The sequence below is a fragment of the Mesorhizobium loti genome, assembly GCF_013170705.1.
Taxonomy (GTDB): Bacteria; Pseudomonadota; Alphaproteobacteria; order Rhizobiales; family Rhizobiaceae; genus Mesorhizobium; species Mesorhizobium loti_D.
The window spans coordinates 5605172-5630293 of sequence record NZ_CP033334.1; the positions used below are offsets into that span (position 1 = coordinate 5605172).

The window sequence follows — 25122 nt, forward strand, 5'->3', positions numbered from 1 at the left end:
AGAAGACCTTGCGTCAAATCATCGAGCGTTTTGCGCCCGGTTCAAGCTTCGCTTCTGGACAAAGTGTTTTCGTGCGGGCGTTCTAGCAGATCGGCGCACGGCAGAACAATGCAAGACGAGCCAGGCAGCGGTCAGTTCGAGAATGAATTTTCCATGCTTGCGCCAGAACCCGGAAATTTCTGTTCGCAGGGCCTCCAATCGAGAAAAGGCAGGGAAAATATTGCTCGTGAGAATGTGACGGCAAACGCTTCCGGAATCCTTTCCCAATCGACGGCCGCCGGTCGCCGATTTTCGGTGACAAGCAGCCCCGCCGCACTATCGAAAAGACAGTTCAGCCGCTATACAAGCCTCTGGAAGCGGGCAAGATGCATCATGAGGCATGGGCGATTTCGAGGCGAGCACATTCGGTTCCGCTAAACGGGATGTGCCGCATAAAGCTACTCGAGAATAGCGAGCCCGAAACTTGGACCGGCTTTCGTCTGTAAGACAGCAATTCACGCCTTCGCGGATCAATATCTACTTTTCCATCGTTTGCTTCTTTTTTCCCCCGGTTCTGGGGTCGGCGGTCAGCTTTGTGTTCAATGGTGGTGGCCTGTGGTCCATCCTGTTGATCGCATTCAGGAAAAGACGCTTCAATACCGACCCGGCGATGATGATGCTGACGATCGCGATCTATGCCTATTGCGCGGCCAATCTCGTGGCCTCCATCGTCAACAACGCGATCGCCAGGGACGCGTCGCACCTGATTCCGCTCGTCACCTTCCTGTTTTTCCCCATCTCCTATTCGACCTGGAGCATTACACGGAAAACAACGCTTGTGCGCATCATCGTGCTGAGCAGCATGGCGGCCTGCTTTGTGGCGCTGTTTCTGGCGGTCTTCCAGCAGTATTGGCTTGGCAAGCGCGCCGAGGGCGGAGCCGGGAACGCAATCGTGTTCGCGGAGGTCCTGTGCCTTGGAGTGATGGTCTGTGTGGCCGGTGCCCTGTCGGGCATCGAGCGAGGCCGGATGGCCCTCGTCTTCGCGGCACTCGGCGGGACGATCGCCATCATCTACTCCCAAACGCGCATCATCTGGCTGGCACTGCTGATCGCCGGCATCGCCGTTCTGCTGATCAACCAGCAGAAACTGAGGGGGAGAAATGCCGTGCGCCTGCTGTTGCTGTTGCTGGCAGTCGGCGCCGTGGTCGCTGCTGTCGGCTTCCAGACCATATCCGGGCGGGTCGAGTTTCTGCGCTCCGACTGGGATGCGCTCGCCACCCATGGCGACCACACGACACCCCTGGGATTGCGGGCCGCTCTATGGGATATCGGCCTCAAGGCGTTTCATGAGATGCCATTGTTCGGCCATGGAGTCGGTGCCACCCAGACCTTGATAAAGCAGGGCTTCCAGGATCAGTTCGGCATGGACGCCGGCTTCAGTCATTTCCACAACGGCTTTCTGACCGCCCTGGTGCAGGCGGGAATACTGGGCGCCGTGGCGCTGGCGGCGATCTTCGTGGTTGCCGCCAGGAATGCCGCCCTGGTGCTGCGCAACAGCACGGATCCCATCGAGCGGTTCGGCGCTACCATGATCGTCATCCTTCTGATCACCTATCTGACCGCAGGGATGACGGGCATCCTGATCGGCCATGACATTCTGGATTCGGTGCTGATGGTGTTCCTGGTGTCGGGAACCTATCTTGCCTCTGGGCGTCAGGCACCGTTGGCAAAGGACCGGGCACTTTCGCCTGCGACGGAAAAACAAATTCTTCCGCCGACGATGGAAGAGCAGGCGCTTCCATCCGCCATCCAATAGCTGTTCCGGGCAAAGGTCATGAAAGTTCTGGTGACGGGCGCGACGGGCTACATCGGCCGTCAGGTGGTTCACCGGCTCCGCGAGGCAGGTGTCGAGCTTCGCCTCGCGTCCCGCCATCCCGAGAGGCTTGGTTCGGGACATGACGCCATGCGCATGCCCGGTTTCGATGCGCCGACCGCCGCCTTCCTGGCGCTTACCAGGGATGTCACGCATGTCGTCCACTGCGCGGGCCTGAACAACGATGAACGCAACGCCACCGAAGCCGATTTCCGGGCGGCCAATGCGGAATTGAGCGCGCGGCTGGCACAGGCCGCCGCCGAGCAAGCAAGCGGACGCTTCATCCAGCTCTCCTCGATCCGGGCCGTGATCGGCGCGCGCGTCAGCGCAACGATCAACGAAGACACGATCCCCGATCCGCAATGCGCCTATGGGCGCTCGAAGCGCGAAGCCGAAATCAGGGTGCTGGACGCCTATGCGTCGCATGGCCGTTCCGACGGCACCGTATTGCGGCTGCCTCCAGTCTATGGAAGCGGCATGAAGGGAAACCTGGCAACGCTGATGCGCCTGGCCGACACGGCCCTGCCGCTGCCGACCGGTGCCCTGACGGCAACCCGCTCCCTGCTGTCATCGCAATCAGCGCCGGGAGCGATATGTCATCTGCTCGGCCGTTCGGGATCGCTACGCCCGATCTACATTGCCAGCGATGTGCCGCCGGTTTCGATCGCTGACATTGTGGGCGCCTTTCGCAGCGGTTTTGGACGGCCGAGGCGCCTGATGACCGTGCCGGCCGCGCCGTTGCGGGCAGCCGCGATCCTCTTGGGCAAGCGGATATTCTGGGACAGCATGACCGCGACGCAGATATGCGACCCTGCCCTGCTCGTATCCGAGGGCTGGCTGCCGGAAACCGGCACGCTGGAACGACTGGTCGAGATGACGCGGTTCGCAAACGCTCAATCGCCTCCGTTGCGATAGAGCGTTCCAAACAGGATACGAAGGTCAAGCCAGAATGACGCCGCCCTGAGATAGGCGGCATCCGTTTCGGCCAAGAGGCGCGGGTTCGACATGTCGATGCCCCTGATCTGGGCCATGCCCGTTATGCCTGGAAGTGCTGTCAAAACCCCCAGCCGCCTGCGGTACTCGATCAATTCCGTCTGTGTCGGCAGGCAGGGACGCGGCCCGACCAGGCTCATCTCGCCTTTCAGGACATTCCAGAATTGCGGCAGTTCATCGAGCTTGAACTTCCGCAAGGTCCTTCCGACAGCAGTCACGGCATTCGCCGGCGCTTCATGCGAGGGCAAGGACGGCGTCCCCTGCACCATAGTCCTCAACTTGTGGCAGCGAAACAACGCGCCGTCACGACCGACCCGTGTCTGGGAAAAAATTGCTGGACCGGGTGACGATGCCCGCACGGCAAGCACGGCGAGCAATAGAACAGGAGATGTGGCCACCAGCAGCAGGGTCGCGCCGGCAAGATCGAAGATTTTCTTGGCTGCCTTCATGAATGGTCGATCGTGCTCCCTGCCAAAAGCCTCGCGGGACAACACCGCTGATGAAGCCGTCATCCGGTCGACCTAGCACGTGGTCGCCTCTCGACCAAGCGCACCGCGCGGCCATTCAGGTTCAGGACATTTGGGGGTGCCGTTTGGTCCCGGCAAAAAGCTGATGGACATAGCTTTTGCGTTAGCGCCGACCAGATCTCAAGATTCAAGGATCGCCCGGCAACAGATTAAGTCGCCTGCCCAGCCGTTTTCGGGATTGCCCGCTGGTCCGTGCTCCCCCGCGCCTTCTTGGCGCGGTCGAGACCCGCCAGCACGGCGAGCGAAGCGGCCTTGCCCTGGTTCTTCACCGATTGCTGAAGCGCGGCAAGTGCGACCTGGACGTCCGACCACTCCACAACGTCCGTGCTCAAGCCAAAAATCTTCGAAATGCCGAGTTCGACGAGTTCCTCGTCTTCACCATGCAGCGTTTCATGGAGCTTCTCGCCAGGCCTGATGCCGGTAAAGCGGATTGGGATGTCCGTGTACGGGCTCTTTCCCGACATGCGGATCATCGTTTCGGCCACTTCGAGGATCGGCACCGGCTTGCCCATGTCGAGCATGTAGACGGCATAATCTTCGCCGCTTGGCCGCGATGCGGCATCGGCCGCCGACATGATGACGAGATCGACGGCTTCGGCCACTGTCATGAAGTAGCGCGTCATACGCCGGTCGGTGATCGTGACGGGTCCGCCGGCCTCGATCTGCGACTGGAATATGGTCGCCACGGAACCGTTGCTGCCAAAGACGTTGCCGAAACGGACGGCGATGAACTTGGTGGCGGGGCGGCGCCCACCAGGATCGCTCGGGGGGGTCCCATGCAAGGCGCTGACGATCTGTTCGGCAGCCCGCTTCGTTATGCCAAGCACGGACGACGGATCCACGGCCTTGTCGCTCGACACCAGGACAAACTGCGCCACTCCGCATCTGGCGGCAACCTCTGCGCAGACGAGTGTACCGAAAACATTGGTCTGGATGGCCGAGTCCCAATTCTCCTCGAGCAGCGGAACGTGCTTCAGCGCCGCCGCATGGAAGATGATATCCGGTTTGAATTCCGAGACGACGCGCGTTATCTGGCGCCGATCGGCGACATCGGCGATGCGGACCTTGAGGCGGTCATGGTGCTGCTCGTCAATATATTGGCTCAACTGGAAGATGCCGAACTCGGAATTGTCGGCAACCAGGACCGCGTCGGCCCCAAGCTCCAGCGACCGTTTGACGAGGGTTCGACCGATGGAACCGGCACCACCCGTCACCAGAACACGCTTACCACCGACGAAGGCGCTGATGCGTTTGACATCGGACGGCACCGTCGAGCGACGCAGGATCGTTTCCATCTCGACAGCGTCGAGAACGAGCTTTCCCTCCTGCCCCAGTTGCGAAAGCCCCGAGAACTGCACGACCGCTATGTCGCCATGCCGGGCGACCCGAACGAGTTCGGAATACTCTTCGATCTCATGCTCGGCACCGCTGCCGAAAATAAGCAGGTCGAGACTTGCCGTCCCCTTTGCGTATTCCTCCAGCGCCTCGACCAAGCGGGGGCGAATGGCCACGACGGGCACGCCCTGGATACGAGTACCCTCGGGAGCCCCGTTTTCGATCGCCAAGATTCCGACGATGGAATACTCCGCCGGCTGGGCTGTGCGGGTGAAACGGATGATTACGTCGGCCTCGCTCAACTTGCCGACGAACATCGCCCGCTTGATCGAGGTCTTGCCGGTGCCGCGGCTCAAGATGCGCCAACTCGCACCGTCGCGAAGGAACCGATAGAAAATCCGGGGCGCGGAGATGATGGTGAAAGAAACCAGGAAAAAGACAATAAACTGGCGCTCGTTAAGGCCCGCCACAGGCTGAAAGGAACGGACAACGAGCGAAACGCAATAAAGCGTGACAGTCAAAATTGCGCAACTCTTCAAGATATTGAAGAAATCCGGCGTCGAGGCGAAACGCCACACGGTGTTGTAAAGGCCGCAATATCTAAACAGCAGGTGGCTGAGAACAATGATGCTCGCCCAGCAAGCAAAACCCGCTGAGGAAAAGGCTTCGAACGACAGTCTCGATTGCGATAACGTCAGGCTGAGCGCCACCGCGATCAGGACCATCACGATATCCAGAACCATGATGATAGCGCGACGCACCTTCGGTCGAAGTCCGGATACGGCTTCTATATGGGATGTCATCAGGCAGTACTGAACTCCGGGCGTGAGAACTTCAACACTAGTACGGAGCCAGATCGAATACCATTCGTCACCGGCCACCTGTTATTAGCGCCAAATCCTCGGCCCCCGCCTTCTCTATCGCATAGCGTGGACTTGAGGCCATCGCCAGAGATTTTTTCACAGGCGGTTTGATTAGGACCGCGCATATCGATCAGGACCGCGTGCAACAGCAAGTGCAAAAGTAGCTCCCGCTTATACAAATCACGTGGCTCCCGGACCGATACGTACCAAGTGTCGTCTAAATCATTGCCAACGCACTATTTTGAAGATCACAAGGGAAACGCTGGACTGCTGGCCAAGCGATTTTCGGTTGACAGAGGAGCCTACTGCAATATGACGGCCTTTCCTTCACCAGCCAAAGCGAAGTGATGAAATTTGGATCGAGTGGCCTTCGAGGCCTGGCTTCGGAACTGGTCGGGAAGCCGAGTGGACTTTATACCGAGGCTTTCGCCTGGCGCCTGGCCGCCGGCGGGTGCCAGCCGAAAGCCAGGGTCCTGGTAGGCCGCGACCTACGCGACAGCAGTCCCACCATTGCCGCCAACTGCATGGCGGCACTGGCGGCAAGCGGACTTCAACCGATCGATTGCGGCGCCATTCCGACACCGGCCTTGGCGCTCTATGGCCTGCAGCATGGCATGGCGGCGCTCATGGTGACGGGTTCGCATATTCCCGCCGACCGCAACGGCATCAAATTCTACAGCCCGCATGGCGAGATCAGCAAAGCCGATGAAGCCGCCATCGCACAGTATGCCGCTGAAAAGTCGGATTCCTATCGCTCGCCGCCGTCTGCAGAAACCGCACTTCCGACACACCATGATGAGGCGATGGCCGCCTATCGCGCACGCGCCGAGGATATATTGAAGCCCGGCTCCCTTTCGGGGTTGAGGATCGGCGTCTATCAGCACAGCTCGGTCGCGGCGGATCTCCTGGTCGAGATTCTCCGATCCTTCGGCGCCAGCGTGACGCCTGTCGGGAAATCCGATACTTTCGTGCCCGTTGACACAGAAGCTGTGAGCCCGACCACAATTGCAAAGTTCAGGGCTTGGACGCGAGAATTCAAACTCGATGCCATCGTGTCGACGGATGCCGATGCCGATCGTCCACTCGTCACCGACGAGAACGGCGATCTGTTTCGCGGCGACCTGATAGGCCTCGCCGTAGCCTTGTATTTGCGGGCAGATGTTGTCGTGACGCCGGTAACGTCCAATTCAGGCATTTCGAAAACCTTCGGTTTTGAGGTGCTGAGGACGAAGGTCGGGTCTCCGTTCGTCATCGAAGCCATGGAAGCTTCATACCGCACCGGCGGCATCGTCCTTGGCTTTGAGGCCAATGGCGGCGTGCTCCTTGGGTCGGACTGCTCGCTGCACGGGAGAACATTGACGGCACTGCCGACGCGAGATGCGATGCTCCCGATCCTTGCCGTCCTTGGCACGGTTGCGTCGACAGGAAAAAAGGTGTCGCATCTGCGCGAACTCTGGAAGCTCCCGGTGTGCGCGAGCGAGCGCCTTGAGAACTTCCCGGTGGAAAGTTCGAGCGGCCTGATGCTTCGGCTCGCCGACCGGGAACAATTGCAGCGATTTCTGGCCCCTTTCGGGACTGTCGCCGAAGTCGATGAGACCGATGGCCTCAGGACACGAATGGCGAATGGCGAGATCATCCATTTGCGGCCGTCCGGCAACGCGCCGGAACTGCGGTGCTATTCGGAGGCTGCAAACCAGGACAGAGCGGAAGCGATTGTGGCGCTTACGCTTGAAAGGGCGCGGGCAATCACATCCACAGACGAAACAGAGGTCGTTTAATGAAAGTGGTTCCCGTCATCATCAGCGGGGGAGCCGGATCGCGGCTATGGCCTGCCTCGAGGCAATCGCACCCCAAGCCTTTCCTCAAAGTGGCGGACGGACATTCTCTTATTCAGCACACCGTGTTGCGCGCGGCCTCGATCGAGGGCGTCGTGGAACTCGTTGCGGTGACATCAGGGGACCACCTCTTCCTGACCAAGGACGACTTCGACGAACTGGACTCGGTCGTGCTGCCACGCACATTTCTGCTTGAGCCGGAAGGCCGGGATACGGCCGCTGCCGTTGCCGCCGCCACGGTCCACGCCAAGGCGACGCAGGGACCTGACGCAATCCTTTGCGTCTTTCCCGCGGATCACATGATTGGCAATCTGCCTGCGTTTCTGAATGTCATGGGCCGGGCCATCGACTACGCGAAGCTGGGCCGAATCGCGACCCTGGGCATAAACCCAACCAGGCCGGACACCGCATTCGGTTATATCGAGGCCGACGGCGAAAAAGTTGTCCGCTTCGTTGAAAAGCCAGACCTCGAGACCGCTCAAGCCTATCTCGCATCCAAGCGTTTCTTCTGGAACGCCGGCATCTTCTGCTTCAGCGCCCAAACCATGCTCAATGAAATGGCCTTGCATTGTCCCGCGGTCATCGAGGCGGTTTCCAGAAGCTATGAGAACGCCCGTTTCAGCGACGGCGAAGGCTTTGCCAAAATCGAACTCGCGCCCGAGCATTTCGGCTCGGCTCCGCGGATCTCTCTCGACCACGCGGTCATGGAGAAGGCCGGCAATCTTGCCGTGATACCCTGCGACATGGATTGGAACGACATCGGATCCTGGAACGCGATGGCCGAATTGATCGCCCCCGACGAAAACGGAAACAGGATACGCGGCGATATTCACATGATCGGCACCGCAGGCAGCTATATCAGCTCCGACAGGCGGGTCATCGGCACCGTCGGCGTCAACGACCTGATAATCGTCGATTCCCCGGATGCGTTGCTTGTCGCATCCCGCGACCGCGTTCAGGACGTCAAAAAGCTGTTCGAGGGTCTCAAGGCTTCCGGACATGGGGCGCATCTCCTTCACAGCACGGTACACCGACCCTGGGGTACCTATACGGTTCTGGAGGAAGGCGAGCGATTCAAGATCAAACGCATCGAGGTGAAGCCTGGCAGGCGTTTGAGCCTGCAAATGCATTACCATCGTTCGGAGCACTGGGTCGTGGTCAGCGGCTCCGCGAAAATCGTCAATGGCGACCAGGAATTGTTCCTGGCAACAAACGAATCAACCTACATCCCCTGCGGCCATAAGCATCGGCTGGAAAACCCCGGCAGAATTGACCTGGTGATCATTGAAGTGCAAAGCGGCGATTATCTCGGCGAAGATGATATCGTGCGCTTCGATGACGTATATGGTCGCGCCTGACAATCCCCCGGCTCGCGATGCTTGGCGAGCAACCACCAGATACAATCGAGAGCATTGATGACAAAGAAAGCTTTGATCACCGGCATCACCGGGCAGGATGGCGCATATTTGGCGCAGTTGCTGCTGTCCAAGGGATACGAGGTCCACGGACTGGCGCGGCGATCGAGCACGGCTGACGTCAATACAACGCGCCTGAAATGGCTTGGCATCGAAAACGATGTCCGGATCGTTGATGGCAACCTGACGGATTTGTCCGGCCTGGCTCGAACCATGCGCGATGTTAAGCCCGACGAGGTTTACAATCTTGCCGCCCAATCCTTCGTCAAATCATCTTGGCAGCAGCCGATCCTGACGGGCAATGTCACCGGCATAGGCGTGACCAATGTGCTCGAGGCACTTCGCCTCGAATCGCCCGAAGCCCGTTTCTACCAGGCGTCGTCCTCGGAAATGTACGGTCTTATCCAGGAGCCCATGCAGTCGGAGACAACTCCTTTCCATCCGCGTTCGCCTTACGCGGTCGCTAAGCTCTATGGCCACTGGATTACCATCAATTATCGCGAAAGCTTCGGCCTGCATGCCTCGAGCGGCATCCTGTTCAATCATGAATCTCCGCTTCGCGGCATTGAGTTCGTCACCCGAAAAGTCACGGACGCGGTGGCGCGCATCAAGAAAGGCCTGGCAAAGGAGTTGCGGCTCGGCAACATCGATGCCAAGCGCGATTGGGGTCACTCCAAGGATTATGTCCGTGCCATGTGGCTTATGGTGCAGCAGGACCAGCCGGACGACTACGTCGTCGCGACAGGCAGGACGACGACCGTGCGCGACATGTGCCGAATCGCGTTCGAACATGTCGGGCTCAAGATCGACGATCACCTGGTGATCGATCCGGACCTGTTCAGACCGGCCGAGGTCGAAATTCTGCTCGGAAACCCTGCGAAAGCAAAGCAGAAGCTGGGATGGGAGGCGACGATCTCGCTGGAAGACATGATCCGTGAAATGGTGGACGCCGATCTCGAACGTCACGCCGGTACCGCCAAGCGCTGAGTTGAGCGGAGAACCCTTTTTGCGTTATGGTCGATAGGTTGACGCATCGCATCCTGATAACCGGGGCAACAGGGTTTGTCGGCACGGCACTGTTGCGGCTGCTGGAGCGGGAACACGCTGACTGCAAGGTGTTCCCGCTTGGCCATGGCGCGGGCCACCGAAACGCGATCGACCTGCAGGACCGAAAGGGGCTCGACGAGGCCATCCGCGAGGTGCAGCCCACCGCGCTCATCCATCTGGCCGCGGTCGCCGCTCCTTCCGATGCACGCAACGCGCCACGGCATGCCTGGAACGTCAATTTCAACGGAACGATGAACCTCGCCCAATCCATGCTGCACCACGCGCCGGACGCCCGGTTCGTCTATGTGGGTAGTTCCGAAGCGTATGGCGCTTCCTTCCTGAGCGCGGCAGGTCCGGTGACGGAAGACGTGCCGCTTCGGCCGATGACGGTCTACGGCGCCACCAAGGCGGCCGCGGACCTGATGGTCGGGCAAATGGCATATGAAGGTCTGCGCGCCGTACGCTTTCGTCCCTTCAACCACACCGGCCCCGGCCAGTCCGATGCCTATGTGGTTTCCGCCTTCGCACGCCAGGTCGCCGAGATCGTGTCCGGCAAGAGCGAGCCGGTCATTCACGTCGGGAATCTCGAGGCGGAGCGTGACTTCCTCGATGTTCGCGACGTGGTGCGCGCGTATGCCAGGTCCGCAGTGCTGAATCTGGATGCCGCACCCGACCAAGTCTACAACATCGCATCGGGACAACCCCGGAAAATCCGTGATATCCTGGATACGCTTGTTGCGCAGTCGGGCATCGACATCGAAGTACGTGCCGACCCTGAAAAACTGCGCCCGAACGAGATTCCCACCGCATCAGGTGATGCTTCAAAGGCACGCGCCGAGTTGAATTGGCGGCCTTTGGTGCCATTCGAGCAGACAATAGCCGACGTTTTCGGGTATTGGCACCGGCTATGCAACGCTCGATGATGACATCACCGCAGCGCGCCAAAGGTTGAGCACATGTTTCGAAGCCTGTGGCAGTACCGCCATTTCATCATTTCCTCCATCAGGGGCGACCTGAAAGGGCGTTTCGTGCGGTCGCGTCTGGGCGGCCTGTGGTTCATCCTTCATCCGCTTGCGCAGGCGCTCATCTTCTCGATCGTCCTTTCGGAAGTTCTCAAGGCAAGGCTCCCGGACACGGACAGCCCCGCGGCCTATCCGATCTATCTCCTGTCCGGCATGGCGGCCTGGACGCTGTTCAGCGAGATTCTGACACGCAGCATGACCGTCTTCATCGAGCAGGCACCCGTGATGAAGAAGATCGCCTTTCCGCGCTTGTGCCTGCCCGTCATCGTGGGGGGCACGGCGCTCATCAACCATCTGCTGCTGCTCATCGCCCTGTTTGTCATCTTCATCTTCCTCGGCCATATTCCGGGCCGCGCCCTGGTCTTGCTGCCGATCGGGATCATCCTGATTGCAGCGATCGGCTTCGGCCTTGGCGTGATCCTCGGCGTGATGAACGTGTTCATTCGCGATGTGGCGCAAGTCATGATGATCGTGCTGCAGCTCTGGTACTGGCTGACGCCGATCGTCTATCCCGCCAATGTTCTGCCCGAAAAATATGCTTTTCTGATCGGCCTCAATCCGATCGCACCGCTGGTGGCGCTTTATCAGGACGCGTTGTTGTTCAACCGCTGGCCGAACCCTGAAAGCCTGATCGTGCCGGCGGCACTTGGAATTGTGAGCATGGCTTTCGCAATGATCTTCTTTCGGCGCGCAAGCCCCGAACTGGTCGACGTGTTGTAGCCATGACCGTGCTTTCCGTCAGCCATCTGTCGAAACGCTATGCGAGCTACGCAAGCAATCTGGAAAGGTTTGCCGGCTGGTTCGGCGCGCCCGTCAAGCCCACGGAGGAATTCTGGCCGGTAAGGGACATCTCGTTCTCCCTGGCGGCCGGCGAGGCACTGGGCCTCATCGGCCAGAATGGTGCGGGCAAGAGCACGCTTCTGAAGCTGATCACCGGCACCGTTCGGCCTACCGAGGGCACGGCAAGCGTTGGCGGCCGCATCAGCGCCATCCTCGAACTCGGGCTCGGCTTCAACCCCGAATTCACCGGACGCCAGAACGCCTACCATGCCGGCGGACTGATGGGACTGTCGCAAACGCGGCTTGCCGAACTGATGCCGCATATCGAGGACTTTGCCGAGATCGGCGACTTCTTCGATCAGCCGCTGCGAACCTATTCGAGCGGCATGCAGGCGCGGCTGGCCTTCGCGCTCGCCACCGCCGAACGGCCCGAGGTGCTGATCGTCGACGAAGTGCTTTCGGTGGGCGACAGCTATTTCCAGCACAAGAGCTTCGACCGGATACGCAGCTTCAGGGCCGCCGGCACGTCGATCATTCTGGTCACTCACGGGATGGGCGACGTCAGATCCTTGTGTGACCGGGTGATTCTGCTGGACAAGGGGCGCGTGCTGAAGGACGGGCCGCCCGACGAAGTGGTCGACTACTACAACGCCCTGATCGCGACCAAGGAGAACGCCAAGCTGACCATCGAGCAACGGCGCGAAAGGGACGATTGGCTTTACAGCAGGAGCGGAACCAAGGCGGCCGCGGTTGAATCCGTCGCGCTGATCGACGGCGAAAACGGGAAGCCGATCAAGACCGCCATCTCAGGACAGAGCGTGACAATTCGAGCCCGGATAGAGGCGAAGGAGGACATTCCGGAACTGGTCATCGGGTTCATGCTGAAAGACCGCGCCGGCCACACAGTTTGGGGAACCAACACCTGGCATACGGGCCAGGTGCTTTCAGGCATCAAGGCCGGAGACAAGGTGGAATGCAACCTGCGTCTTGCCTGCGCGCTTGGCCAGGGTTCATACGGACTTTCCATTTCGCTCCACACCGGAGACGTTCACATCGACAACAATTTCGACTGGATCGAAAACGTCGAGGTTTTCGACGTCATCAATTCAGACCGCCCGTTTTTTGTCGGGACGAGCCGCCTTGAACACGTGTTCGAAATCGTCAGATGAAAAAAACTTTCGATGATCTCTACAAGGCCTTCGAGGATCGCTTTCGCGGCTCGAGGGAACTCGTCAAGGATCGGCTGAAGATCTACCTGCCCTTGTTGGCGCAGGTACCGCGACAGGCCGAGGGACCGACCCTGGCGATCGATCTTGGCTGCGGACGCGGCGAATGGCTCGAGATACTCGCCGAGGCTGGGTTCGATGCCACGGGTGTGGATACCAATGCGCGTATGGCACAGGAGGCCACGGACCATGGCCTCAAGATCGAATTGCAGGACGCGATCGACTATCTCGGCGGCAGGCCGAACAACAGCGTGGCCGTCATTTCGGCTTTCCATATGGTCGAGCACGTACCGACGGATTACTTGATCAGACTATTGGATGAATGCAACAGAGTGCTGACCGATGACGGCCTGCTGATCCTGGAAACACCCAATCCGGAAAATATCTCGGTCGGTACGCATACTTTCCATCTCGACCCAACGCATAAGCGTCCCCTGCCGCCGGATTTGCTGGAATTTCTGGTGGGACAAGCTGAATTCGCGGAGACCGCGATCTTGAGGCTGAATGGCGCCCCGATGATCGACGCCGGACCGATGGAACGCAGCATTCACCTGATGTTCGAGGTGGCGCGCGACTATGCCTGTCTGGCGAGAAAACACCTCGTGGAAGGACCCAATGCACTTGCGGCGTTTGTCGAGAGCGCATCGCAAATGGTGCCCACGGACACAAGGCAGATAAAGCAATGGTTGCGTTCCGCCGATGACGAAGTCGTCGACATATCGGGAGGCGTCAAGGCAATGATGACTTCGACCGCGCTCCAGCTTCAGCAACTGACCGATAATCTGGCTGCCCAGTCCGACATGATGCGAACGGGCAATATCGCGCTGACAAACACCGTGGCTTCTCTCGGCAAACAGCTTAAGGACATCATCAAGGACAGAGCCGTGGCAGCGCGCGATACCGAGATCGAGCGCCTTCGTCACCATCTTGCCGAGGAAGAAATCACGGCGAGAGAACAGTCTTTCCTCAAGGATGCCGTCATAGAGGAGCGTGACGCCGAGATTGCCCGCCTGAGCCAAAGCATGGCGGCGCTGGCCGAACAGGTTGAGCAACTCTCGGCGCTTACGGACGCCTTCAAGAACTCGACCTCGTGGAAACTCGCAGCTCCCATCCGAGCAATGAAATACTTGTACCGCACTGCATTAGAGCGGCCAAAATACAATAGCCGTGACCTCGCCGCCCCCTCCCCCGCGTGGACGCTGGCGCCTGGTGCCAATACCAGGCTTCTGATGCACCATGGCCTGCTGTGGTTGCGGCTGAGGCCGCGCCTGGCCGCTTCCGTACGGCGCGCAGTGCGGCTGGCTCCGCCGATCGAGCGCCGCCTTTTGGCTTTCGCACGCGCCCGAAGCGGATTGATCATCATCGACAAGGATTGGATGCTTGATCCGGACCCTGTCGCGTTCCGGGCCTGGAGCAAGCTTCTCATGACCGGAAAGTCGAAATGACAAATGCCCAGCCATTGAAACTCTGGGTCGACGGTCAGTGCCTGCAAACCCACAGCCGGAAGCGAGGCATCGGCCGCTACGTGCTGGATCTGCTCCAAGCCCTCTCCGGCCAAGATGGCGACATCGAACTGCAGGTATCGCTGAATGCGGCGATGCCTGAGGCAGCCATTGCCGCGCGATCATTGCTCTCGGGCATCGTCCCCCCGGATCGAATTCATGTCTGGCACGGCAAGGTCGAAGGAGGCGAGGCCGATTTCGGTTACACGCCCTGGCGCCGCCGCAGCGAGATTGCCCTCATCCATCACGTCAACCAACTCAACCCGGATGTCGCGTTGTCCGCAAGTCCGTTCGAGGGGGCCGTCGACCCCGCGGTTCCCTATCGAGGTGGCTCTTTGGCGACGGTCAAAACAGCCGCCATCTTCTACGACGCGATCCCATTCAGGTTTCCCGAAAAGTACATGCGCGACACTCGTCAGCGAGAATATTTTCACAGGCGCCTCTCAGGGTATGGTAATTTTGACATCACCTTCACAATCTCTGAGTTTTCTTCTGAAGAATTTACAGAACTTGTCAAAAATTCTAATTATAAATATATCGGAACCGGCATATCGGAAAATTTCGTCGACCTGATCGGCGAAAGCAACGAGATCCATCATAAAGAATACGATTATCTCCTCTATGTTGGTGGCTTCGATTGGAGAAAGAATCTCGATTTAATACCGCAAGCAATCGTCAATCTTTCAGAATCACTCCGCCATAACTTAAAGCTTGTGATTGCCGGGGAAATCACACCCCGGGAGAGGGTCGAGTACTTCAACCTCTGGCAGTCTCATGGCTTGCGACCTGACCAGGTTGTATTCGCGGGCGCCGTCGACGATAGGACGCTGGTGCGTCTGTACAAGGGAGCGCTGGCGCTGATCCAACCCTCTTTCATGGAGGGTTTCGGGTTGACGGCGTTGGAAGCAATGGCCTGCGGAACACCAGCCCTCGCCGCCAGAGCCGGGGCGCTTCCCGAAGTTGTCGGAGACGACGGGCTGCTCTTTGATCCAACGTCCCCGCTGGATCTTGCGGAGAAGATCGATATCGCCGCCGCGGGCAAACTCAACGCGCGCAAGCTGAAAGAACTGGCGCGAGAAAGAATCGACACATTCAGCTGGCGAAGGGTGTCGGATCGTGTCGTTCAGGGTTTGCAAGGGCTGGACAGTCGCGCGGCTCCGCAGCGGCTCGGGCTTGTCGAAGCACTCGATGTCAAGAGAGGCGACGAACAGGACGCTTCGACCTTGATGGCTCTCGCCGAACCGGAGGCTACGCAGCGACGACTTCTGGTAGACGCCACGGCGACACTTCTGGAGGACCATCGGACAGGCATTCAACGCGTCGTTCGGCGCATCTGTGAAAGCATGTTCCCACGCGGATCAAAGGGCGAGAGCAAATACATCTCCTTTTGCGACGACCAATCCGGCTGGTACGCGGCAAGAGAGTGGACGGGACGGCCGCCGACAAAGCATTCATCGAACCGGCTGCGGCCGAACGCCGGCGATACAATCCTGATGCTGGACAGTTCGTGGCCCTTTCATACCCTGCATCCGGCATTTCTGCGCCCGGCTCTCATCAAGGGGGCGGAGGTCGTATCCTGTCTCTACGATACGGTTCCCTTGCGCTCCGCCGCCTTCTGTCATGAAGGCATGCCGCCCCTGTTCAGTGCATGGTTCCAAACCGCGCTCGCCTACTCCACCGGCTTTGTCTGCATTTCCCGGGCAGTCGCCGACGAATTGCTGGATTTGCTGGCGGGCATCCGGTTTCCGCGCCGAATGAAGGTTGGCTACTGGCAACTCGGCGCGGATTTCGCAATGGACGCGTTGCCATCGAAACCGCGAAGCAGGAGCGTGATGCGACCTCGCTTCCTGATGGTTGGAACGCTGGAGCCGCGCAAGGGCCATCGTGTTGCACTGGATGCATTCGAGGCATTGTGGGCCGACGGATTTGATATCGAACTGGTCATCGTGGGCAGGACCGGTTGGGGCATTTCGCATCTCATCGACCGCATTCAGCGCCATGTGGAATTTGGCAATCGCCTGCATTTGCACGCAAGCGTCGATGACGGACATCTTGGTACCCTTTATAGCGATTGCGACGCCCTGATCGCGGCTTCGTTCGCGGAAGGATTTGGCCTGCCCATCGTCGAGGCGGGCCATTTCGGCAAGCCGGTTCTCGCCAGCGATATTCCAGTGTTCCGAGAGGTGGGAAAGGGTGCGGCCGCAGCGCATTTCTTCGAAATGGGATCGCCAGCGGCCCTGGCCGACGCGGTCAAGAGCTTCCTGAAGCGGCCGTTCATATCCAAGCCGAGCAAAGTTTCATGGCCGACATGGTCCGAGAGCGCCGCGCAGCTGGAAAGTGTCGTCGTGGGGCAGAAATGGTACAAGCTCTACGAGCCGAGTTCGCCTAAGCCTTTCGCGCCACTGAACGACCTTGGCGACACACGGGTCACCGCGTCTCTCGAGGAGGAGCAGCGCGCGCATCGCCTGGAGCTCGTGGAGGGTCCATATGTGACCGATGACGGCGCCGCGTCGAAGATCGTCGTCAATGTGACCAACCTCTCCGATATGGCCTGGTCGAGCCGCGGCCCGATTGACGCCAATATGGGCGTGGTGCTGAGCTATCATGTGCTCGACGCAGCAGGCCAGCTTCTTCAGTATGACAATGCCCGCACTCACATTCCGTTTGTGCTGATACCAGGCGACACGATCCATCTGGCCGTCATTGTCCCCATAACGTGGAAAGAGCGCGACGCCGCTTTCATTGATATCGAACTCCTCCAGGAGGGCGTCCGGTGGTTTGGCAGTCCGCTGCGCGTGACCTTGTAGCAGCAGCTCGCCCGCTAGATGAGTGCTGGGCGACGCATCGTCGAGGTTTTTCGGGACTAATTCCGTAGTCAGCGTTGCATTCCAACCTGCGCTTTCGTAGGTGAGAGCATGGACACTAAAACCCTCAGCGCTGAACGCGATCTCGACCTTTCAGGGTTTTATTGGTTGTTTCCGACCTCATACAAGCAGCTAGCCCGTCACAGGTTCTGGGCCTATGCCGCACTGAGCTATGACAGGTTCAACCCTCGCAGTTTGACGGGTAATCCGATATGAGTTTGCGCCTTATACACGTATTTGCAGCTCTTCCTCTTGTTCTACTTGTCCTTGTCTTGCACGGAGCCATCCCAGGCTACTCTATGCCGACATTTGGGCAAGCGTTGTGGGTGATGGGCTTTGCAAGATCGTTTGCAAACTCTGAACTGATTTGGATCTTTGCGAACAACATCGGCAATCCAGCGCCGGCCGCTATCGCATTCGGACTTCCGGCTGCGTTGGCTGCGGCGGCATTTCTCAAGTTGGGATTCGATGCAGCGGACGCATATTCGCTCTCATTTGGCGCGTGGCTGGTGTTGGCATTTTGGGGTTGCTACCGCCTCGGTCGATTGCTGAACGTCGGAACGTTGCTTTCACTAACCGCTGCCGCAATGTGGTTGTCGACGCCAATGTTGTGGATGCATGAAAGTTACTCGTCGCTCGCACTCGGGATGTCCCTGCTACCATTCTACGCGATGTGCGCTTGGCCGACAATTTGGGATGAAGTTCCATCACCCACAGCCTTTCTAGCGCTCGGCGTTGGTGCCGTGATCGCGGTCTTCATGGACGGCTATACGTTTGTTATGTTTGCTGTCGCAACGTTCTGTCTTTGGGTTGCCGCGACAATCCGTCGAAAGGAAAAATGGAAGCGCGCAGTCATTCGGATCGGTTTGATTGGTTCTGCATTCCTAGTCGCGTATACCCTGTTCACGCTCTACATCGGGCGCGCAAGTTTCGATCCTGCGCCAATGGACTTCTTTCGAGCTTGGGGAGCAAACATCGAATTTCTCTTTCGCCCTGTTCAAGGCCTCCTTTGGCTTTCGGATTGGATCGGGTTCTCTGAAGCCAGAGCCAGCGCCGACTATTTTGGTGACCCCTCCGTATTCACCACTCCACATGCAATATTTCTAATACTTGCTGCGATAATTGGACTGGCAATCAGCCACGGCGATAAACGGGCGATTTATGGTTTCATGATTATTGGTCTGGTCGGTTTCTATTTCTCGCTCGGACCATCGTTCAAGTTCTACACGTTGAAGCCAAATGGCGTCGCAGGCCCCGTCATGCCTGCATCTTACGCACCGATTCCTACAGGCACTGGATACATCTCCGAAAACCTGCCGGGTTTCGATGCGATGCGTGCCAGCTATCGTTGGGCGGCACTCGGAATGTTCGGGATGTGGGCCGTGTTTCTGGCAAGCGCTTCTGGACGCAGGAGCCTTACCGAATGGCGCATTCCAGTTGCGGTTGGTGTGGTGCTATGCAACTTGCCACACCAAGCTTGGTTGGCCACCTATGCCGCGAACCGGGAAAATATGCAGAATGTTGAGGCCGCCGCGAAAAGTATCGACGAAAATTTCGTGGACGATGAGAGGGTCTTCTTCGCGCCTTGGGGAAATGACTTTTTCATAACCTTTCTTGCGCCCAGCATCAGGATCAAGGCGTTCAACATTGGCGGCGACAAGAATGTGGCCACCGCATTCGACCAATGGCCCGCAGCTCTACAAGCCTTTCCTCAGCGTGAGGTGGACAGGACCATTGGCGCCAATTATGCCGACATGGTGACTGCAGTGCTTACGTCGCATGCCGCAGATGCTGTGGCGCTATCATTCATAGACAATCTTGCTCCGACGCAAGCCTGGCCAGTGAAGCAAGAATTCAAAGAAGACCTCTTACGCGTCGCGGATACACTAGCAGCAAACCAAGCGCTATCGTTAACACGCACTGCCGACTACATAATCGTTCGGTTGCACTCGCCGATTTCAAATTCGTCAGCAACGTCCACCCTTTCTCGTTGAGAAAAAGAGACAATACTGAAACACCTTTATTACCCTACAAGCATCACAGCACAGGTTGAAAAGTACAATATAGATCATCTACGCATCCGGCTGATACCAAGTTGTCGTGAATAAACCCAAGCGCAGCGTCGTCACCATCTATAAGCTGTGGTTTCCCATCCTTGAAGCGATAGACATACGGAAAAGTTTCTAGGAGTAGCCGCAACAGGTCTCGAGGATTTATATCCCGGAATCCCACCATGGTAAAAGCATTAAACTCGATTAGCAGCGATGGCTTTAGACGCGGTATGGTTTCTCGTGCGCCCCACAAGACATCTATTTCGAATCCTTCAACGTCGATCTTGATAAAATCGATCCTGTGGATTTGATGCGACGTCACGAACGCATCGAACGTTGACATCCGGACCCTATGCGTTGGCGAATGCCCAAGCGTATTCTCCGTGACAAGATGACTGGCAGACGCCGAATCCGGGTTTGAGAAGAAGGAGAGCGTTCCTTCTTTTGAACCCAGCGCGATATTGTGAGCATCCACCAAAGCTGCGTTGGCTTTAACGGTATCGAGCAGGAATGAAAAGACGTTCGGATCCGGTTCAAAAGCGTAGACTTTCGCAGCGCCTTGTTTCGCCGCAACAACCGCTGTCATCCCGATATTTGATCCAATGTCGAAAACCACCGCTGCATTGGGAAGAGCAGTCATTGCAAATGTAAATGGCTCATCAGGCACAGCGTTGTCAAAGTAGATGTCCCCTTTTTTTCCGCAGAGAGTGACGTCTTTTTCGCCAAACTTAATGTATCTTTTGTGCATTGTTTCCCTATTTTTTCCAAAAATGGAGCATTTCCATGACGTTACAGTATCTTCCTGCTGATGTCTGGCATGCTACCTAGGTCATCATCTCGCGGCAACATGTCTTGCTCGTTATTCATCGCTCTTCTGGCACAATCGCCTAGCAATGTGCCCACTCACAAAAAAGAAGAGATCGCCCAGGACGGTGATCGTCCTCCCGATCACTGCTGCCAAGACTATGACCGGGCCGGGGCTGATTTCACCGAGCAGGAAGAGCAACACCGCCTCCCTGACACCAATACCGGCCGGCGCGCCTGGGGTCACCAGCCCGGCAAGCCACGCCAGCACGTAGGCGCCTGCAATCGCCGGATAAAGCGCCGGTCCGACTGAACCGCCGGCAAGGTTATAGGCTCCCGCAAAAACGAGACCGGAAAATGCCAGAAAGGCGAGATAGCAAATAGCAGCCACACCAAAATCCACGCCTCTGTTTGAGGCCAGCCAAAGCGCGCCCGCCACGACCGCAGCGAAACAAACCCAGCCGAGCCAGTCCGGAGTGTCGGCGACAATCAGCGATAACAGAAGCGGCGAAAAGAGAGCTCCGCTAACGATGAGGATGGCGAGTTCATAGGCAGTCGATTTGGCCAGCGGCCGATTGCCGATACCCGCCGCCACACCAATGGCTTGCCGCCCGGCGAACTGGAAAATATTGCCGGGGACATATTTGGCGAGTTGCGAGGTTGCATAGGCGCGGATTGCCCAGGAACGGGAGGCCGAAACTCCGAGATGGACCAGAAGACGCCACCAGCCAACGGCAAGCAGCAGATTCGAGAGGCCATACAGACCGGCCAGCGCGGCGATTGCGACGTATCCGCCAAGACCAATTCGTCGGAAATCGATCTCGCCAGCGTAGCTGTGAAGCCGCATCCCCACGAAAACGAGGCCGGCCAAACCCAGGAAAGCTCCTATGCGGTTGAGCCAAGTCCTCGCGCCCGGGCCGAGCGCCATCGTCAGCGCCTTTTCCTAGGCTTGCAATGCAGCATGGTCCAAGGCAATGGCGACAGGATTTCAACCACCTCGAAAAACTGGGAGACGAGCGAGACGAAGCCGCGCTGTGACCAGTGCTGCAGATGACCGGGCGTATTTCCCAAGGCCGAAATGTATTTGCCGCGCGCAAGATTAAGTGCCCGCCAGAGTGGTTCGCGAGGGACACTGAGGATCAGGTCCGATCCTGCAACGCGCTGCAGCGCCTGCAAGGCCTTTTGCGGGTCTTCTAGGTGCTCCATCACCTCGCAACAGACGATGAGATCCGCGCTATCGCGTTCCGGCTTCACTTCATAAATGCTGCGGACCGCGAAACGCCCGGGGTCCATGCCGCGTCCACGGGCGTTCTCCCTTGCCATGCCGATAACCTGGGTGGAGAAATCGGTGCCCCGCGCATCGATGGCCTGGCCAAGCCACCGCATGACCCAATAGCCCTCTCCACATCCGACCTCGTGAATGGTAGCGGGGTTCGCCTTTGCCACCAAGCCGGACAAAGCATCGTCGAAGCCGGCGACCATCCGGCGGGCGATAGGATTTCGCGTGCCGTATTTGTCATAGGTGTTGCCTATGACGACGCCGTCCTCTGCCTTTCCACCAGCTACCTTCATTCGCCCAGCCTGCTTTCCTGCCGCTTCAGCTGTGGTCGCTTGATCTCCCCCTGCGCCGCGCGCTGCGTATATCTGATGTCCTCCAGAAGCTTGCGGTTGGCCGCGATCACGTCGGCCAGGAAAGCAACCAGAAGTGCCTGGAAGCCCATCGACATCAGCACGCCCGCAAGGACCACCGACTGGACGTGACCGCTGCTTGCATCGACCAGATAGAAGTAGAGGAAGCGCAGGCCGAGCAGGAAACCGAGGCCGAAAAGAACCGCCGCGACCGCGCCGAAGAACCGGGCCGGCTGGTAGATGACGAAGATGCGCACGATGGTGAAGATCGAGCGCTTGAGATAAGAAGGGATGCTCTTGACCAGCCGCGACGGTCGCAGATCACCGTTGACACGGATCGGCACTGAGACCACGCGCATGTTCTTGCGGCCGGCCTGGATGATGGTTTCCAGCGTGTAGGTGTAATTGTTGAAGACGACCAGGCGCTGGGCCGCGTTGCGCGAAATCGCGCGGAATCCGCTCGGTGCGTCCTGCACATCCGTGCCGCTGCTGACGCGAACCACCCAGCTGCCGAGCTTCTGCAACAGCTTCTTCAACGGCGAGAAGTGCTCGATCTCCGATATCGGCCGAGCGCCGATGACCATGTCCGCGCGTCCCTCAAGAACCGGCCTTGTCAGGGCCGGCAGATCGGCCGCGTTGTACTGGTTGTCTGCATCGGTGTTGACGATGACATCGGCGCCTCGCGCGAGGCAGGCTTCGATGCCGGTCATGAAGGCGTAGGCAAGGCCACGATTGCTGGTATGGCGTATGACGTGGTCGACGCCGTTTTCCTCCGCGACCCTGGCTGTGGCGTCGCTGCTTCCGTCGTCGATGATCAACCATTCGACGCTGTCGAAACCGGCAACGATCCGCGGCAGATCATTCAGCGCTATCGCGAGGGTCTCGGCCTCGTTATAGCAAGGAATCTGGATAATCAGTTTTGGCAGCGGCTTGCCCTTGGGTTTGGGACCTGACACTCCGTGTCATCTACCATCATGAGGCTCCGACGCAAGCGGTTTGGCTAAGCAAAAACGGCCTTTCCATACCGATCACCAATCTCGAGGCTCCTATTTGCGTACTCTTAGGGTTGGTTGTTCTACCTTTTTCAGTGGGCAGCCAATGCCGAGCCGAGAGTGCCAGAATTCGGCACCGTCCCTGCGGGATAGCGCGCACGTGGTGGTTGAACATCTGATAAAACTAGTCGACAGGTAGATTCGATAAACGTTTGACCAGGCGTTGGGAGAGCTAACTGTGATTTGGACACGCGAGGAGATCGCGCGCGGTTTTTCCGCCACATGGGCTCGTCTGATTGCTTCATATGCCAGGAACACGACGGTATTTCTGTCAATTATCCTGGTCGCTATCGGCATTGCGATAAACTTTAGAAATCAAGGTCTTTACGTTGTAGTGTTAGCCGACGAATATACATACAGTAGATTTTCTCGACTTAGCCTCCCGTCTGGCGCTCCTGTTCCATCGTATCTTTTCTTCTATGTATATAAATTTACAGGATACTGCGGAGATGGCTTTCTCGCGTGCGCAAGGTACTTAAATACTATTTTATTTATACTAGCTGCACCATTCATTTTTTTAACCTCTTCCCGCATCACATCAAAGCCATCCGCATCCTTGATCGCCATCTTGTCAGTTATTGGAGCTATCAATACATATACAGCCTATTACATGCCAGAATCTCTTTATTTTCTGATGTTCTGGGTTTTTTCGTGGGCGGTATTGGCGCTAGACGCACACTCTGAGCTCGTTGAATTTATTTTTGTTTCACTTATATTTTCTGCTACGGCACTAGTTAAACCGCACTCATTATTTTTTCTACCCGGGGTCATTCTATACTTCGCTTATCTGATTAGGCAGGGTCCCGAGCAGGCCTGGGCCGCGAAGTGGCTCCGGGTGTCCACTGTGTTTGTCGCCGTTGCCATCGCCGCCAAACTGGCGCTTGGTTTTGCCCTTGCAGGGAGAGCGGGAGCCACGCTCTTTGGCCCCACCTACGGGTCCTACGCTAGCGGCGCAGTTCTGAACTTGGACCACTACGCCGAACTGGTCAAACTAGCCGGCATCAATCTTGCCGGCCATCTTCTTGCGCTATCAATCTTGTACGGCACCCCGTTAGCCGCCGTCCTGCTCAGCATGTGGAAGCACTCGATTCGTCATGAAGCCGAGGAGGTCTCCGCTAGAATTGCCTTTTACACGCTCGCCGTCTTTTCAACTTTGGTCGTGGTAGTGGCGCTATTTTCGGCTTCGATCGCCAATATGGGCCCTTATGAAACGCCCTTCAGGCTACATATGCGTTACTATAATTTCGCCTTTCCTCTTTTTCTAATATTTATGTCATCACAAATTAATCAACGTGAAGGAAATTTCACGCTTTATAGACTTATTTCAGCAGCCCCTGTTTTTGGATTGATTATCTACGCGATTTTTACGGCGATGCGCCCCTACACGCCAGCCTTTGTAGATAGCCCAGAGCTGCGTGGTATTTCTTACCAAAAGAATATATTCTACTTTATTTCCGCCATCGGAATGCTTTCACTTTTTATTTGGGTTTTTAGTTTTAAATTTGGCGCGCGGGTTTTTCTTCTGATCTTTGCGCCTCTATCGGCGGTTATAGGAACTTATTTTTCCAGCATCGATCTTCGAACCAACCTAAATCCAAATGTATTTGACGAGGCTGGCATCTTCGCGCATCAATATTTGAAGGGCCACGACACATCCCGCCTTGTAATCATGAGCTCAAATCCGTCAGGGCTATTTAGGTCCTTGTTTTATGTCGATGATCCGCAGGCTTCGATTGTTCTAATTCCAGCGGGTTCTCCAGCGGATCTTTCGAAGGTCCGCAGTGATAAGGAATGGCTCCTTCTCATCGGCGATCACGCCCCTCCGCCTAACTCTCATTTCAAATTGGACCTGAATGGCTTTTCACTTTTTCGGCTCGCAGGATCAGACAGGATAGACTTCACAAGAAGATCCTGGCCCGGAACCCTAGCCCGTGTCCGAGGCCTGTCAGGTGCCGAGGGTTGGGGCACGTGGTCGGATGGTCCTATGGTCACACTGGAATTCGTGAAGCCGCTGCCAAAAAAATTCGTTCTGCACCTTACGGCAAGTGCATTTGGTCCGAATGTCGGACGACCCGTTTCCGTGCACATAGGCTCTCAATCGGCGACGTTCGCGCTGTCGAAATCGGTGCAGGAAATTGCTATCCCATTTGAAAATTCGGAGGCGTCGACTTCGATCTCCTTCTCGATCCCCAACCCAATCTCACCGAAGGAGCTTGGTCTAAACGAAGATCGTCGGAAGCTCGGAATTGGATTCCGCCAACTCAGCGTGCAGGAAGTGACACAGTAGTTGATCGTTGCGAACTGCCTGCCATGGCGATGTGCTCA

Annotated in this window: 18 protein-coding genes; 12 read left to right on the forward strand and 6 right to left on the reverse strand. The window is 57.6% G+C overall.

Features of this window, described 5'->3' with window-relative positions; translation table 11 throughout:
- The first annotated feature begins 463 nt into the window (after positions 1–463).
- Both EB815_RS27620 and EB815_RS27625 read left to right on the forward strand, forming a co-directional pair.
- Positions 464–1795 (forward strand): O-antigen ligase family protein, encoded by a 1332-nt coding sequence (locus tag EB815_RS27620; RefSeq protein ID WP_056563764.1) that lies wholly within the window; start codon positions 464–466, stop codon positions 1793–1795.
- An 18-nt stretch (positions 1796–1813) separates the two neighbouring features.
- Positions 1814–2767: an NAD-dependent epimerase/dehydratase family protein gene (locus tag EB815_RS27625; protein ID WP_056563766.1), complete on the forward strand. Its 954-nt coding sequence runs from the start codon at positions 1814–1816 to the stop codon at positions 2765–2767.
- Here the strand turns inward: EB815_RS27625 and EB815_RS27630 are convergent.
- Together EB815_RS27630 and EB815_RS27635 are read right to left on the reverse strand one after the other, a co-directional pair.
- On the reverse strand, positions 2746–3294 hold the full coding sequence (locus EB815_RS27630) for a sugar transferase (RefSeq protein ID WP_056563769.1): 549 nt from the start codon (positions 3292–3294) through the stop codon (positions 2746–2748). The two genes, EB815_RS27625 and EB815_RS27630, sit on opposite strands and share 22 nt — an antisense overlap.
- Before the next feature lie 227 nt (positions 3295–3521).
- Complete coding sequence (locus EB815_RS27635; protein WP_056563772.1) at positions 3522–5510, reverse strand: nucleoside-diphosphate sugar epimerase/dehydratase; 1989 nt, start codon at positions 5508–5510, stop codon at positions 3522–3524.
- Between the two features lie 407 nt (positions 5511–5917).
- Here EB815_RS27635 and EB815_RS27640 point away from each other — a divergent pair, with 407 nt between their 5' ends.
- From EB815_RS27640 to EB815_RS27680, 9 genes are all read left to right on the forward strand, one after another.
- Positions 5918–7348 (forward strand): phosphomannomutase, encoded by a 1431-nt coding sequence (locus EB815_RS27640; RefSeq protein ID WP_056563775.1) that lies wholly within the window; start codon positions 5918–5920, stop codon positions 7346–7348.
- Positions 7348–8763: a mannose-1-phosphate guanylyltransferase/mannose-6-phosphate isomerase gene (locus EB815_RS27645; protein ID WP_056563778.1), complete on the forward strand. Its 1416-nt coding sequence runs from the start codon at positions 7348–7350 to the stop codon at positions 8761–8763. Before EB815_RS27640 ends, EB815_RS27645 begins: the two co-directional genes overlap by 1 nt.
- Positions 8764–8820: 57 nt before the next feature.
- The gene (gmd, locus tag EB815_RS27650; protein WP_056563781.1) at positions 8821–9807 is read left to right on the forward strand and encodes a GDP-mannose 4,6-dehydratase; all 987 of its coding nucleotides are present in this window, start codon (positions 8821–8823) and stop codon (positions 9805–9807) included.
- A 38-nt stretch (positions 9808–9845) separates the two neighbouring features.
- Positions 9846–10790 carry a GDP-mannose 4,6-dehydratase gene (locus EB815_RS27655; RefSeq protein WP_244493896.1) on the forward strand — a complete coding sequence of 315 codons (945 nt, stop codon included), beginning with the start codon at positions 9846–9848 and terminating at the stop codon, positions 10788–10790.
- A gap of 33 nt (positions 10791–10823) precedes the next feature.
- Positions 10824–11609 carry an ABC transporter permease gene (locus EB815_RS27660; RefSeq protein ID WP_056563787.1) on the forward strand — a complete coding sequence of 262 codons (786 nt, stop codon included), beginning with the start codon at positions 10824–10826 and terminating at the stop codon, positions 11607–11609.
- Between the two features lie 2 nt (positions 11610–11611).
- Positions 11612–12838: an ABC transporter ATP-binding protein gene (locus tag EB815_RS27665; protein ID WP_056563790.1), complete on the forward strand. Its 1227-nt coding sequence runs from the start codon at positions 11612–11614 to the stop codon at positions 12836–12838.
- Complete coding sequence (locus EB815_RS27670; protein WP_056563793.1) at positions 12835–14340, forward strand: methyltransferase domain-containing protein; 1506 nt, start codon at positions 12835–12837, stop codon at positions 14338–14340. The genes EB815_RS27665 and EB815_RS27670 overlap by 4 nt, the downstream gene beginning before the upstream one ends.
- Positions 14337–17204, forward strand: coding sequence for a glycosyltransferase family 4 protein (locus tag EB815_RS27675; protein ID WP_056563796.1), 2868 nt, complete (start codon positions 14337–14339; stop codon positions 17202–17204). The genes EB815_RS27670 and EB815_RS27675 overlap by 4 nt, the downstream gene beginning before the upstream one ends.
- Positions 17205–17560: 356 nt before the next feature.
- Entirely contained in the window at positions 17561–19255 is a 1695-nt protein-coding gene (locus EB815_RS27680; protein WP_056563800.1) for a hypothetical protein, read from the forward strand.
- A gap of 43 nt (positions 19256–19298) precedes the next feature.
- On the opposite strand, the gene EB815_RS27685 is transcribed toward EB815_RS27680, so the two are convergent.
- The 4 genes from EB815_RS27685 to EB815_RS27700 all read right to left on the reverse strand — a co-directional run bounded on the left by EB815_RS27685 (position 19299) and on the right by EB815_RS27700 (position 22701).
- Positions 19299–20060 carry an FkbM family methyltransferase gene (locus tag EB815_RS27685; RefSeq protein WP_056563803.1) on the reverse strand — a complete coding sequence of 254 codons (762 nt, stop codon included), beginning with the start codon at positions 20058–20060 and terminating at the stop codon, positions 19299–19301.
- A gap of 111 nt (positions 20061–20171) precedes the next feature.
- Positions 20172–21044 carry a hypothetical protein gene (locus tag EB815_RS27690; protein ID WP_056563807.1) on the reverse strand — a complete coding sequence of 291 codons (873 nt, stop codon included), beginning with the start codon at positions 21042–21044 and terminating at the stop codon, positions 20172–20174.
- Positions 21045–21046: 2 nt separating this feature from the next.
- Entirely contained in the window at positions 21047–21688 is a 642-nt protein-coding gene (locus EB815_RS27695; protein WP_056563811.1) for a class I SAM-dependent methyltransferase, read from the reverse strand.
- The gene (locus EB815_RS27700) at positions 21685–22701 is read right to left on the reverse strand and encodes a glycosyltransferase family 2 protein (RefSeq protein WP_081294681.1); all 1017 of its coding nucleotides are present in this window, start codon (positions 22699–22701) and stop codon (positions 21685–21687) included. The genes EB815_RS27695 and EB815_RS27700 overlap by 4 nt, the downstream gene beginning before the upstream one ends.
- 274 nt (positions 22702–22975) lie before the next feature.
- Between EB815_RS27700 and EB815_RS27705 the strand changes: the two genes are divergently transcribed.
- A complete protein-coding gene (locus EB815_RS27705) occupies positions 22976–25084 on the forward strand; it encodes a DUF7024 domain-containing protein (protein WP_155772375.1) in 2109 nt (702 codons plus the stop codon).
- Positions 25085–25122: the final 38 nt, after the last annotated feature.

Bases quoted from the DNA above. Each gene is read 5' to 3' on its own strand.
- EB815_RS27640 (WP_056563775.1), top strand. From the start codon at position 5,918: ATGAAATTTGGATCGAGTGGCCTTCGAGGCCTGGCTTCGGAACTGGTC.
- EB815_RS27680 (WP_056563800.1), top strand. From the start codon at position 17,561: ATGCCGACATTTGGGCAAGCGTTGTGGGTGATGGGCTTTGCAAGATCG.
- EB815_RS27675 (WP_056563796.1), top strand. From the start codon at position 14,337: ATGACAAATGCCCAGCCATTGAAACTCTGGGTCGACGGTCAGTGCCTG.
- EB815_RS27695 (WP_056563811.1), bottom strand. From the start codon at position 21,688: ATGAAGGTAGCTGGTGGAAAGGCAGAGGACGGCGTCGTCATAGGCAAC.
- EB815_RS27660 (WP_056563787.1), top strand. From the start codon at position 10,824: ATGTTTCGAAGCCTGTGGCAGTACCGCCATTTCATCATTTCCTCCATC.
- EB815_RS27670 (WP_056563793.1), top strand. From the start codon at position 12,835: ATGAAAAAAACTTTCGATGATCTCTACAAGGCCTTCGAGGATCGCTTT.
- EB815_RS27685 (WP_056563803.1), bottom strand. From the start codon at position 20,060: ATGCACAAAAGATACATTAAGTTTGGCGAAAAAGACGTCACTCTCTGC.
- EB815_RS27645 (WP_056563778.1), top strand. From the start codon at position 7,348: ATGAAAGTGGTTCCCGTCATCATCAGCGGGGGAGCCGGATCGCGGCTA.
- EB815_RS27630 (WP_056563769.1), bottom strand. From the start codon at position 3,294: ATGAAGGCAGCCAAGAAAATCTTCGATCTTGCCGGCGCGACCCTGCTG.
- EB815_RS27625 (WP_056563766.1), top strand. From the start codon at position 1,814: ATGAAAGTTCTGGTGACGGGCGCGACGGGCTACATCGGCCGTCAGGTG.
- EB815_RS27665 (WP_056563790.1), top strand. From the start codon at position 11,612: ATGACCGTGCTTTCCGTCAGCCATCTGTCGAAACGCTATGCGAGCTAC.
- EB815_RS27635 (WP_056563772.1), bottom strand. From the start codon at position 5,510: ATGACATCCCATATAGAAGCCGTATCCGGACTTCGACCGAAGGTGCGT.
- EB815_RS27690 (WP_056563807.1), bottom strand. From the start codon at position 21,044: ATGGCGCTCGGCCCGGGCGCGAGGACTTGGCTCAACCGCATAGGAGCT.
- gmd (WP_056563781.1), top strand. From the start codon at position 8,821: ATGACAAAGAAAGCTTTGATCACCGGCATCACCGGGCAGGATGGCGCA.